This window comes from Mycoavidus cysteinexigens (genome assembly GCF_003966915.1).
Classification (GTDB): Bacteria; Pseudomonadota; Gammaproteobacteria; order Burkholderiales; family Burkholderiaceae; genus Mycoavidus; species Mycoavidus cysteinexigens.
The window spans coordinates 550,344-562,721 of sequence record NZ_AP018150.1 but is presented as its reverse complement, the minus strand read 5'-3'; the positions used below and the strand labels follow the sequence as shown (position 1 = coordinate 562,721).

Below are 12,378 nucleotides of genomic sequence, written 5' to 3'. Positions count from 1 at the left end.
GCCCTTATTCTAGTCTTTTATTCGAGTAGCTTTTATGAATCTCTTTTCCACCGTCGAACTCGCCCCGAATGATCCTATTTTGGGCCTCAATGAAACATTCAACGCCGATCCACGGCCCACTAAAGTTAATCTCGGCATTGGCGTTTACACAAATGACGATGGCCGTATTCCACTGTTGCGCGCCGTGCGTGAAGCGGAAAAAGCCCGCCTTGAGGCAGCCGTGCCCCGTGGTTATCTGCCGATCGATGGCATCACCGCTTACAACTCTGCGGTGCAGAAATTATTATTTGGCGCAGCCTCTCCTCTACTCGCGCAGGGTCGCATCGCCACGGTCCAAGCATTAGGCGGCACCGGCGCCTTAAAAATCGGCGCAGATTTTTTGAGACGTTTAAACCCAAGCGCCAAAGTCGCTGTTAGTAACCCCAGTTGGGAAAACCACCGCGCCCTCTTTCAAGCCGCAGGCTTTGAAGTCGTCAGCTATCCTTATTACAACGCTGAAACCCAAGATGTTGATTTTACTAGCTTAGTTAACGCATTCAATACCTATGCACCAGGTACGATTGTGATATTACATGCATGTTGTCACAACCCAACCGGGGTCGATCTCACTCCCGAGCAATGGCAACAGGTGGTGCACATTGTTAAAGAACGTCAACTGGTTCCATTCCTTGACATTGCTTATCAAGGTTTTGGCGTGGGCATTGAGGAAGACGCTGCTGCGGTGCGGCTGTTTGCTGAAGCGGGCATCAATAGCTTTATCGCTAACTCATTTTCAAAATCGTTTTCGTTATATGGCGAGCGGGTTGGCGCACTCTCGGTCATTACCTCAAGTGAAGCTGAAACGCTGCGCGTACTATCACAACTCAAGCTAGTGATCCGTACCACCTATTCAAACCCGCCGACCCATGGTGGAGCGATTGTTGCGGCCATCTTAAATAAACCCGAGTTGCGGGCGCTATGGGAGCAAGAGTTAAGCGAGATGCGCGAGCGGATTTTGTCAATGCGGGGCAACCTCGTTGCCAAGCTCAAACAATATGGGGCGAACCGTGACTTTGAATTTGTTAACCGCCAACGCGGCATGTTCTCTTATTCAGGCTTAAGCGCTCAGCACGTTGAGCGCTTAAGAACTGAATTTGGCATTTATGCGGTCAGCACCGGCCGCATCTGTGTGGCAGCACTGAACACCAGGAATATCGAAACCGTCGCACAGGCCATTACGCAGGTGCTCAATACGACCGCCTAGAAGAAACCTCGCCTCACGCGGGCCGCAGACCCACGAGTTTGAATTTAAGCTCCGGTACGCGGCCGCGGCGAGCGCGTTTACCTAAAAATGGCGCGAGCGCAGCAAGCGATAAGGTGGCTTCGGCCGGCTTTCCCGCTCGCCCAATACCCATTAAGACTAAACCCGCCGCTCCGAAAGCGACGGTTTGCAGCAGCGTCTCTCCAGCATCGAGTCCCATTAGAGTCACGCCGCGTCCACCGCCGGCTAAAGTTTTCAGCTCATCTAAGTTAAATACGAGCAAACGACCACCGCTTGATAAACAAGCGACATAGGCGGCCTGCGGCAAAAACGGCACCGGCAATAGCGGCATGGCCTGTGCATCGAGTGTCATAAAGGCTTTACCCGCCTTAACCCGACTCACCATGTCGCCAATCTTGGCGATAAAACCAAAACCCGTGCTCATCGAAAGTAAAAGCCGCTGTTCAAGTGGTGCGGCAAAGTAATGCAAAAGCTGCGTGCCTGCCGCCAACTCAAGCAACGAAGTGAGCGGTACCCCATCACCACGCCCACCGGGCAAGGTTGCAACCGGGATCGAATAAACGCGGCCATTGCTACCCCAGGCAATTAAAGTATCTGGCGTACGGCATTCAAATGCACCATACAACTGATCACTCGCCTTAAACGTAAATTGCGCGGCATCCAGGCCATGGCCCTTGAGCCCGCGGACCCAACCTTTTTGCGAAACAATCACCGTGATGGGTTCATCGACCACACGCGCCTCAATCACTGCGCGCCGTTCTTGTTGAATCAGCGTACGCCGTTCATCGCCGTATTGTTTAGCATCCGCTTCTATCTCACGTATCACTAAACGCTTCATCGCCGCCTCACTGCCAAGCAGCTCTTGCAGCTTGGCGCGCGCCTCGCGCAGTTCGGCTAACTCTTTTTCTAGTTTGATGCTTTCGAGTCGCGCTAGCTGCCGCAAACGGATCTCAAGAATATCCTCCGCTTGCCGCTCACTTAAGCCAAATGCATTGATCAAGGCGGGCTTCGGTTCATCCGCTTCACGAATAATGCGAATCACTTCATCCAAATTCAAAAAGACAATCAGCCGCCCTTCAAGAATATGAATCCGATCCTCCATCTTCGCCAGCCGAAAGCGACTACGCCGCGTGATCGTCACAAAACGAAACGCAATCCATTCACGCAAAATCTCTAGCAATGGCTTTTGACGCGGCCGGCCATCGGTGCCAATCATCACCAAATTGAGAGCAACATTAGACTCCATGCTGGTGTGGGCAAGCAGCGTATTGATAAACTCATCCACCTCGATACGACTTGATTTTGGTTCAAACACAAGCCGCACTGCCGCCTCCCGCCCGGATTCATCACGTACCGCATCAAGCAATGAAAGGAGATGCTGCTTCGTCTGTTGTTGTTCAGGCGTGAGGGTTTTTTTACCGGACTTCAGCTTTGGATTAGTCAGCTCCTCAATTTCTTCAAGCACCTTCTGCCCCGACGCATTCGGTGGCAACTCGGTAATCACTAACTGCCATTGCCCACGCGCAAGCTCCTCGATTTTCCAGCGCGCGCGTACTTTCAAACTGCCGCGCCCGGTCTGATAAGCCGCTGCTATTTCATCAGCGCTTGAAATAATCTGGCCGCCCCCCGGAAAATCTGGCCCGGGAAGGATTGCCATGAGTTCGGCATGGGACAGCTTTGGATTACGAATCAACGCAATTGCCGCTTGCGCCACTTCACGTAGATTGTGAGATGGAATCTCGGTTGCCAAGCCCACCGCAATTCCCGCCGCGCCATTCAGCAAGACAAAAGGCAAACGCGCCGGCAAGCCCCTTGGCTCTTCGTTCGACCCATCATAATTCGGCATGAAGTCGACCGTGCCTTCATCTAGCTCAGCCAGCAAAAGCTGGGCAATCGGCGTCAAGCGTGCTTCGGTATAGCGCATGGCGGCAGCACCATCTCCATCACGCGAACCAAAATTACCTTGGCCATCAATTAATGGATAGCGCAATGAAAAATCTTGTGCGAGCCGGACTAAAGCATCATAAGCAGATTGGTCGCCATGCGGGTGGTATTTACCCAGCACATCGCCCACCACGCGCGCCGATTTTACGGGTTTAGCATCAGCAGCAAGCCCCATCTCGTTCATGGCGAACAAAATGCGGCGCTGTACGGGTTTTTGCCCATCGCCTACTTCGGGCAGCGCACGGCCTTTGACTACGCTGACTGCATAGTCGAGATAGGCGCGTTCTGCGTAGTCACCAAGGGTTAGAAATTCAGTGTCTGCTCCGTTGGGGGCAGTGAAGTTGATAGTTTGCTGTTCCATTCAAAGTTTATATTGGGCTAAGCTAGGATAAGCTTCTAGCTTAGCCCAAATAATCAAGGCTCGTCTGAATTTTTCAAACGACCCCACCGGACAGCCTACCTAAAATTATTCTTTTTCAGAAGAGGAATAATGCTTCTTCCGATTGCATTTCAAAGGTTGGTCTTCCTCTTCCTCTTCCGCTTTCACTTCCGGAGAAGATGCTACGCCATTTTCCGAAAGATTTATTTCAGTTTTCTGGGTAGAATCGAAACCCGTAGTAGCTGAAATATCATCAGCTACCGTTGAAGCAGGAGTGGGATCAAACCAACGACCCCTGGGAGCAAAAATATCAGAACTTACCTCAACAATATAGTAGCCTGGCTTCAATGCTGGGGCTGCTGCTACTACGCTAACATACGTGTCCCTTCCTTTCCCGCATTTCATAAATTCAGAGACGTCCCACCCCTCAATCTGTTCGAAAGAAAAATCCCCATCAGCATCTACATTTACCCGTTTAATCTGCAAATTTTCTTTTGATACTTCTTCTTTCAAATCTAAATTGATATTTAAGCCTGGATTAGGGAGCGTAGCATAGTATTCAGCGTCTGCCTCAATTTTAAATAGAACTGGCGTCTTGTTCGAAAGGAAAAAACTTGCTAATTTTTCCCCCCACTTAGAATCAAGTTTGCTGATTTGAGAAATCTCCAAAATCTTAACCTTAGAGTTAGTTTCTGCTCCCTTACCATCAATCCGTAAAACTATTCGGCCATTTTGAGATTTTGCTATCGATGTTGTGCCCTCTGCCGGAGCATGACTCACATCTGCCGCCGACTCTCTGGTTGCTTCAGTATCGTTACTGCCGCCCCCACAACCCACAAGTGAAACGCTTACTGTCAAAACACTTACCCAAGCCAATTTCCTTAACATTTTTACTCCAATTGAAATTTTTAAAATATTTTTTTACTAATAAAAAATATCCAGCTTTTTAAAAAAGCTTAAATCAAGATAAATCAGGAAAATATTTTAATCAAGACCATATTGAGTTCTGTAGAGAATAATAGACATCTATCACTAAAGCCGTATCCTTACACAAAACTCTAAATATAGCCCGTAAGGTATGATTTTACTGACCAGACCAGATCTGTAAGCATCTCCACGTTGGCGAGTAGCCGGTCCAAAACCTAAATTTTTGGGCTTTGGGCACAGCCCCCTAATAGCCAGCCCTTTCAGGATGTTTAAGTTATCCTAAATGAGGAAAAACGAGACGCGAGCCAAAATTACCTTGGCCGTCAATTAATGATAACGCAATGAAAAATCTTGTGCGAGCCGGACTAAAGCATTATAAGCAGATTAACCGCCATGCGGATGGTATTTACCCAGCACATCGCCCACCACGCGCGCCGATTTTACGGGTTTAGCGTCGGCGGCAAGCCCCATCTCGCTCATGGCTAACAAAATGCGGCGTTGTACGGGTTTTTGCCCATCGCCTACTTCGGGCAACGCGCGCCTATCTTGACTACGCAGTCAGCCTAGTCAAGATAGGCGCGCTCTGCGTAGTCACCAAGGGTTAGGAATTCAGTGTCTGCCCCACTCGGGGCCGTGAAGTTGATATTTTGTTGTTCCATTTACAGTTTATATTGGGCTAAGCTCGAATGGGTGTCAAGCTTAACCCATATAAAATTAATCCTATTCGGAAGAATTCTGTGCCTCAGAATTTTCCATAGACTGTTCTTTAGTGCGGTCAGTATCCACTAACTGTAGATAGTGTACAAGGTAGTAGCCTTGCTCTGATACTGGAGCGCTTAATTCTACAGTGAAATACTCCACATCATTTTTTACCTCTTTTTTACACTCTAAGACCTGTGCCCCATTAATTAATTTACAAATAGCAACTCCATCCTGGATATCCAATTGACTAATTGTCAATGGGCCAGGTGGCTCATTATACAATTCTACTTTAACATTTAATTCAACTACATCAAACTGAGAAAACGCATCGCCTTCCGCTTCGATTTTATACAGAAAAGCAGCATTCTTTAATTGATCTGGTAGTGTTTCAAGTTGAATTTCAGATCTATCTCTGATTTTAAGTTCACCACTAAGTTTATTATCTACGTTTAGTGGCCCATGTTTAATTAAATTAAAGGCGGCACGTTTATCTTTAGATCCGCTATATTTAAACCCCTGATTCTTCCCTGAAAATTTATTATTCAGAAATTCTTTAGTTGCCTCAGTATGATTACTACTATCACCACCTCCACAACCAACAAGCGACATACTTACCACACCTACCAAAGCTAGTTTCTTTAACATTTTCATCTCAATTAAAAATTTAAAAAAAGACTTTTTCGTTTCCACAAATATTAAGCCCTTTAAAAAAACTCAACTTAAGATAAACCAGAAAAATATTTTAATCAAGTCAACATATTCGAAAATACAAATATGATCATTATTAATTGCATAATTTATAAAAAATACTTTTTATTATTATTCCAATCTGAGCAGTGATTAACCATCAAGGTGAACTGCTTGGGCTGAGGCTCGCTGCTGAATTTCATAATTCTAAATTACGCGCAGGATGAGGATGGATTTAAATAGAGATGCGTACGAGGGGTGTTTTATGGCCTATGTCAGATAAGACCGTGCAGGCTGCTTTTGCGAAAACTCATTAGGGAGCAAGCTGCCTTTTGGAACGAGCAGCACAAATATAATTGATGTCGTCTACGGTACGGCCTTCCACACGATGATTCAAAGTCATTTACATACGGTTATCAAGTCGCTGGGACTGTTTCGGGTTGATGCAGACGAGAAAGGGGGCGTGCGTGATGGAGCTGGCTGGAAAATTACGCGTGATATCCTCCATCAAATGATTCCAAAAGATCATGCTTTACATAAACTGTGGCTGCAATCAACTGAAGTTAAAGAAAAAGCTTTATTAACCATGCAAACTGTAGGGTCTTCTCGTGAGCATGCTTATGCAAAGATTCCGAATGTCATTCTTTATAATGAAGACAGTGAAGAAAGAAAGGCTCGTTTGCTTAACTAAACATAGCTTTTAAGTTATTGAATTTCCGCAATACGTTTAACAAAATTTTTTGCCCCCCAATTTGGGGGCAAAAAATCTCAAGTTACCCAAAAAGCAAAATTGTAAGCATCACCACGTTGGCGAGTAGCTCGTTCAAAGCCTAGATTTTTTGGCTTTGGGCGCAGCCACCTAATAGCCAGCCCTTTCAGAGTATTTGAGTTATCCTAATGAGAAAAATCAAGGATCGGAAAGAAGATGCTGATAAAATTGTTCGAATAAGCGACAGAAAAGATGCCAATAAGCGTAACGACGCGGGTTATTGATGGGATCAATATTTGGTATAGGGTGGATAGACGCATTAGTGACTAAATAAGTGTCTGGCGGTCGCTATTCCGCCATAACCTTACACGTCCGCTTCAACTTCATTCCCCTTCTCTTCAAGCCAGCCACGCCGCGCAGCCGCTTCACCCTTCCCCATCAACATCGTCATCATGCCTACCGTTGCCTCAAACCCCAGCGCACCCAAAGCAATTGGCAACAAACGCCGAGTATCAGGGTTCATCGTCGTATCCCATAACTGCTCAGCACTCATTTCGCCTAGCCCTTTAAAGCGGCTGATGCTCCATTGCTGCTCACGCACGCCATCTTTACTCAGTTTATCGAGAATAGAGGCAAGTTCACCGTCATCCAAAGCGTACAGTTTTTGCGCTGGCTTTTTGCCACGCGCAGGCACATCAACCCGAAATAAGGGCGACTGCGCAATACATAAATGACCGCGCGCGATAAGCTGTGGAAAATGTTTAAAGAAAAGTGTGATCAGTAATACTTGGATATGAGAGCCATCCACATCTGCATCGGAGAGAATACAGATCTTGCCATAGCGCAAGCCTGATAAATCCGGCGTGTCCCCTGGACCATGTGGGTCGACTCCAATAGCTACCGCAATATCGTGCACCTCATTATTCGCAAAGAGCCGTTCGCGCTCCATTTCCCAAGTATTCAGCACTTTGCCACGCAAGGGCAAAATCGCTTGGAATTCTTTATCGCGCCCCATTTTAGCGGAGCCGCCAGCAGAATCCCCCTCGACCAGAAACAATTCGTTGCGCGTGATCTCGGTCGATTCGCAATCCGTGAGCTTGCCGGGCAATACTGCTACCCCAGAACTTTTACGTTTTTCTACTTTCTGGCTAGCACGCGTACGTGCCTGTGCCTGTCGAATGACTAATTCGGCCAGTTTACGGCCGTACTCAACGTGTTGATGGAGCCATAATTCAAGCGCGGGACGCACAAAAGACGAAACCAAACGCACTGCATCACGGCTATTTAAGCGCTCTTTAATCTGGCCCTGAAATTGTGGATCAAGGACTTTGGCTGAGAGCAAAAATGATACCCGCGAAAACACATCTTCCGGCAGGACTTTAATCCCCTTGGGCAGCAAACTATGTAGCTCGATAAAACCCTTAATCGCCTGAAACAGTCCCTCACGCAAGCCAGATTCATGAGTGCCGCCGGCAGAAGTCGGAATCAGATTGACATAGGATTCACGTACCAGCGGGCCTTCCTCGCTCCAAGCGACGACCCAGGCAGCGCCCTCGCCTTCGGCGAAATTCTCGTCACCATTACGGTTTGCGCCAACAAAACGCTCATCTTCAAAAAGGGGAATGAGTAGTTCAGCGCCCGCTAGCCCCTCTTGTAAATAACTACGGAATCCATCTTCATATTGCCAGCGTTGTCGCTCGCCGGTTTTTTCAATGACAAGGCAAACCTCAACGCCCGGTAATAAAACGGCTTTTGAACGGAGTAACCGTTGCAACTCTCCTACTGGCAAATGCGCTGCATCAAAGTATTTTGGATCCGGCCATGCGGTGACTCGCGTGCCGGATTTTTTTTCACTGCGGCTAGCTGAGCGCACAGCTAACGGCTGAGCGAGCTCGCCATGCGCAAAACCTATTTGCGCCACTTTACCTTCTCGCCATACTGTGACGTCTAGCCGCGTCGATAATGCATTGGTCACTGATACGCCGACACCATGCAAGCCCCCCGAGAAAGTGTAAGCGCCGCCTGCCGCTTTATCGAACTTCCCACCCGCATGAAGCCGTGTAAAAACGAGTTCAACTACAGGCACGCCTTCTTCAGGATGCAAGCCAAATGGAATGCCCCGCCCATCATCCTCAACGCTCACCGCACCATCAATATGCAAAGTGACAATAATTTGCCGGCCATAACCACCCAGCGCTTCATCGGAGGCGTTATCGATCGCCTCTTGCACAATGTGCAAGGGGTTTTCAGTACGGGTATACATGCCTGGCCGCTGCTTGACCGGCTCCAAGCCCTTCAATACTTTAATCGACGCTTCACTATATGCAGGGAGATTTCTTTTAATAGCCATGAGGAAATAGGATAAGAATGTAGCGTGTTTTTACAAATGTTTAAGCAAACTGTATCGTTGGATGCGCGGGAGTTTGTCATTCATTAAATAACGCTTGGCTTAGAATTTAAGTGAGATTTTGGCTTTTCTATTTGGCTTCCAGCGCCTGCCAACGTTCAAGGGCTGCGAGCAATTCATCTTCTATCTCAGCATGACGCTCGGCCAAGCGCGCGCCTTGTTGTGCATCTTGCGCAAAAATCGAGCCATCTACAAGTTGTTGGTCGATGGCTTTTTGTTCAGCTTCAAGAGCGGCAATTTTATCTGGCAAAGCATTTAACTCTTGTTGCTGCTTATACGATAATTTAAGTGCGCGCCGGGTCGGATGGTCTGCCGCGCGATCTTTAGATGCGCTAGCGCTGACACTTTTAGCGGTTCTGGCTGACGTGCTTGGCGTGGCGCGGGCATGTTGCATTTGCCAATCGGCAAAGCCGCCTACATATTCACGCCACATTCCATCGCCTTCGGCCACAATGACTGAGGTCACCACATTGTCTAAAAAGGTGCGATCGTGGCTCACTAATAAGACGGTGCCGTCATAGTCGCCAAGTAAGTCCTCAAGCAGCTCGAGTGCCGGAATATCCAGATCATTGGTGGGTTCATCTAATACCAATATATTCGATGGACGGGCAAAAAGTTGCGCCAGCAATAGCCGGTTGCGTTCGCCGCCTGATAGAGATTTTACCGGTGAGCGCGCGCGTTCAGGCGCAAATAGAAAATCCCCTAGGTAACTCATCACATGCTTTTTTTTCCCATTGATCTCAACCCAATCACTGCCTGGGCTAATCGTCTCAAGCAAGCTTCTCTCAGGATCGAGTTGCGCTCTCATTTGATCAAAGTACGCAATATGTAACTGGGTGCCGGTACGCGCCCGGCCCTGATCGGGGGGCACCGTGCCTAAGATAAGCTTCAATAGCGTGGTTTTACCGGCTCCATTCGGACCGATTAAACCGATTCTGTCGCCGCGTGTTACCGTCACTGAAAAATCTTTAATCAGCATACGCGCGCCATAACACTTTGACACGCCATCGAGTTCCGCTACCAACTTGCCGGATTTTTCTGCTTGGCTGGCATTCAGTTTGAGATTACCTTGCACTGAGCGCCGCTGGGCGCGGGCTGCGCGCATTTCAACTAAGCGCCCAATCCGGCCTACGCTACGCGTACGGCGCGCCTCAACCCCTTTGCGAATCCAAATTTCTTCCTGCGCGAGTAGTTTGTCGAATTTTGCGTTCTCGATCCGCTCAACTTCTAACTGCTGGGCTTTTTGGACCTGATAAGCGCCAAAATTACCTGGAAAAGAGAGTAAGCGGCCGCGATCCAACTCAACAATGCGCGTCGCCACCCGATCCAGAAAAGATCGATCATGGGTAATGAACAAGACGCTGGCGCGTTGTGCAATTAATAACTCTTCAAGCCAGCGCATGCCATCAAAATCAAGATGATTGGTGGGCTCGTCAAGCAATAATAAATCCGGGCGCGCCACCAGCGCTGCACCCAGCGCGACACGTTTTTGCCCGCCTCCCGAAAGTGTCTGCACCAGCGCCTTGCCATCCAGCTCCAACTGCGTCAAAAGAGTCTCAACCCGAGCCGACCACTGCCATATATCGGCGGCATCCAGTTGGGCTTGTAGGTTGGTCATTTGCGTCAGCAGTGCATCATGCTGGTCCGCTTCATTGGTTTCGGCCAGCTGCGCAGTCACCGCATCAAATTCGTCAAGCAACGCGCGGCCGGCGGCAAGGCCTGAGGCCACTGCCTCAAATACCGTTTCGCTATCCGCGAAGACCGATTCTTGCGGCACATACGCCGTGACTAAACCTTGCTGGCGTGCGCTCACCCCATCATCCGGCGCAATTCGTTGCGCAACGATTTTCAGCAGCGACGATTTGCCGGCTCCATTGCGGCCAATCAGGCCAACGCGCTCATTAGTTTCGATTGAGAAATCGGCGCGGTCCAGCAGCGCCACGTGCCCAAACGCAAGTTGGGCACCGGTGATAGAAAAAAGTGGCATAGCGGCAGTTGTTCCAAGAAAACCGAGATTGTACCGCTAGCCCTTTTCTTAAGCTTAAATTGCTTAACGATTGACCAGTTTCGCTGGCACCATCAGGGTGAGCAAAGCTGCAATGAAAAGCATTGAAGCCATGACACACAGACCAATATCCATGCTGTGTGTTAGGTCTTTAATGAAGCCAATGACATACGGACTGACAAAGCCACCCAGGTTACCGCATGAATTGATAAGCCCAATCCCTGCTGCGGCTGCAATGCCACCCAAAAAAGACGTGGGCAAACTCCAGAAAAGCGGCAGCGAGCTCATCACGCCCATAGCGGCAATCGTCATACCACAGATCGTAATCACTGGACTATGACTCCAAACCACGCTGGTTATGAGTCCCAAACCACCCATCATACAAGCCGCGACAAGATGCCAGCGTCTTTCACGATGTTTATCCGCGCTGTACCCAAACAATGGTAAGGCAATCATTGCGGCTAGATAAGGAATGGCCGTGAGCAGCCCAATATGCAGCGGATCTTTAATTCCGGTAGATTGAATAATGGTGGGCAACCAGAAACCAACGGTGTAAAAACCCATAATCAGGCAAAAATAAATCAACGTGAGAAACCAAACCCGACCATTCGTGAGCGCGGCGCGAAACGAAAACGGCAGTTTGTGTGCGCTATCTTCTTGAATACGCTGAGTAAGCAGATCTTTTTCCTGAGTAGAGAGCCATTTTGCATGACTAATTCGATCCGTTAATATGAAAAACGCAGCGCAACCGATAAAGATGGATGGAATACCTTCAAGCAGAAAAAGCCATTGCCAACCTGCCAGGTTATGTACGCCATTAAAGTTCTGCATAATCCAGCCCGATATTGGAGCGCCAATCAATCCTGAAAGCGGCGCGCCTAAGGCGAAAATTGTTAGAATTTTGCCGCGTCGATAGGATGGATACCAATAAGTAAGGTATAAAATAACGCCAGGATAGAACCCTGCCTCGGCAATACCCAACAGAAGACGAAGCACATAAAAAGTAAATGGAGTCTTGGCAAACATCATGGCTGCCGAGATAATGCCCCAGGAGATCATGATGCGCGCCATCCAAAGGCGAGCTCCAAGCCGGTGCAGCAACACGTTGCTAGGTATTTCAACTAGAAAATAAGAAATAAAAAACAACCCCGCGCCAAGGCCGTAAACGGCTTCACTAAAACCCAGGTCAGCCGACATTTGCAGCTTAGCAAAACCCACATTTACGCGATCTAACCAAGCAATTAAATAGCTCAGCACCAGGAACGGCACCAGCCGCATCGTAACTTTCTTATATGCTTGCGCTTCTAAATTACTGGGCGCTGTAGGCATAGCAATGTTTCTATTAGACATATTGGTC

Annotated in this window: 8 protein-coding genes and 1 pseudogene; 2 read left to right on the top strand and 7 right to left on the bottom strand. The window is 48.4% G+C overall.

What is annotated here, in order from left to right; translation table 11 throughout:
• Positions 1-34: 34 nt before the first annotated feature.
• Positions 35-1,243 (top strand): amino acid aminotransferase, encoded by a 1,209-nt coding sequence (locus tag MCB1EB_RS02500; RefSeq protein WP_045363157.1) that lies wholly within the window; start codon positions 35-37, stop codon positions 1,241-1,243.
• A 13-nt stretch (positions 1,244-1,256) separates the two neighbouring features.
• Here the strand turns inward: MCB1EB_RS02500 and parC are convergent, their stop codons facing one another.
• The 4 genes and pseudogenes from parC to MCB1EB_RS02480 form a co-directional block, all read right to left on the bottom strand.
• Positions 1,257-3,566, bottom strand: a complete 2,310-nt coding sequence (gene parC, locus MCB1EB_RS02495) for a DNA topoisomerase IV subunit A (RefSeq protein ID WP_045363158.1) — start codon at positions 3,564-3,566, stop codon at positions 1,257-1,259.
• Positions 3,567-3,671: 105 nt separating this feature from the next.
• Positions 3,672-4,472 (bottom strand): hypothetical protein, encoded by an 801-nt coding sequence (locus MCB1EB_RS02490; protein WP_045363160.1) that lies wholly within the window; start codon positions 4,470-4,472, stop codon positions 3,672-3,674.
• A 337-nt stretch (positions 4,473-4,809) separates the two neighbouring features.
• Positions 4,810-5,170 (bottom strand): annotated as a pseudogene (locus MCB1EB_RS02485) (DNA gyrase subunit A); the annotation flags it as partial.
• 61 nt (positions 5,171-5,231) lie between these two features.
• On the bottom strand, positions 5,232-5,858 hold the full coding sequence (locus tag MCB1EB_RS02480; protein ID WP_126353841.1) for a hypothetical protein: 627 nt from the start codon (positions 5,856-5,858) through the stop codon (positions 5,232-5,234).
• A gap of 430 nt (positions 5,859-6,288) precedes the next feature.
• On the opposite strand from MCB1EB_RS02480, the gene MCB1EB_RS02475 reads away from it, so the two are divergent.
• Complete coding sequence (locus MCB1EB_RS02475) at positions 6,289-6,591, top strand: hypothetical protein (protein ID WP_045363164.1); 303 nt, start codon at positions 6,289-6,291, stop codon at positions 6,589-6,591.
• Between the two features lie 382 nt (positions 6,592-6,973).
• Here the strand turns inward: MCB1EB_RS02475 and MCB1EB_RS02470 are convergent, their stop codons facing one another.
• The 3 genes from MCB1EB_RS02470 to MCB1EB_RS02460 all read right to left on the bottom strand — a co-directional run bounded on the left by MCB1EB_RS02470 (position 6,974) and on the right by MCB1EB_RS02460 (position 12,371).
• On the bottom strand, positions 6,974-8,959 hold the full coding sequence (locus MCB1EB_RS02470; RefSeq protein WP_045363165.1) for a DNA topoisomerase IV subunit B: 1,986 nt from the start codon (positions 8,957-8,959) through the stop codon (positions 6,974-6,976).
• Positions 8,960-9,086: 127 nt separating this feature from the next.
• The gene (locus tag MCB1EB_RS02465; protein WP_045363166.1) at positions 9,087-11,003 is read right to left on the bottom strand and encodes an ATP-binding cassette domain-containing protein; all 1,917 of its coding nucleotides are present in this window, start codon (positions 11,001-11,003) and stop codon (positions 9,087-9,089) included.
• A gap of 63 nt (positions 11,004-11,066) precedes the next feature.
• A complete protein-coding gene (locus MCB1EB_RS02460) occupies positions 11,067-12,371 on the bottom strand; it encodes an MFS transporter (RefSeq protein ID WP_045363167.1) in 1,305 nt (434 codons plus the stop codon).
• Positions 12,372-12,378 lie beyond the last annotated feature (7 nt).

Coding starts and splice junctions, on each gene's coding strand:
- parC (WP_045363158.1), bottom strand. CDS start 3,566: ATGGAACAGCAAACTATCAACTTCACTGCCCCCAACGGAGCAGACACT.
- MCB1EB_RS02490 (WP_045363160.1), bottom strand. CDS start 4,472: ATGTTAAGGAAATTGGCTTGGGTAAGTGTTTTGACAGTAAGCGTTTCA.
- MCB1EB_RS02460 (WP_045363167.1), bottom strand. CDS start 12,371: ATGTCTAATAGAAACATTGCTATGCCTACAGCGCCCAGTAATTTAGAA.
- MCB1EB_RS02475 (WP_045363164.1), top strand. CDS start 6,289: ATGATTCAAAGTCATTTACATACGGTTATCAAGTCGCTGGGACTGTTT.
- MCB1EB_RS02465 (WP_045363166.1), bottom strand. CDS start 11,003: ATGCCACTTTTTTCTATCACCGGTGCCCAACTTGCGTTTGGGCACGTG.
- MCB1EB_RS02500 (WP_045363157.1), top strand. CDS start 35: ATGAATCTCTTTTCCACCGTCGAACTCGCCCCGAATGATCCTATTTTG.
- MCB1EB_RS02480 (WP_126353841.1), bottom strand. CDS start 5,858: ATGTTAAAGAAACTAGCTTTGGTAGGTGTGGTAAGTATGTCGCTTGTT.
- MCB1EB_RS02470 (WP_045363165.1), bottom strand. CDS start 8,959: ATGGCTATTAAAAGAAATCTCCCTGCATATAGTGAAGCGTCGATTAAA.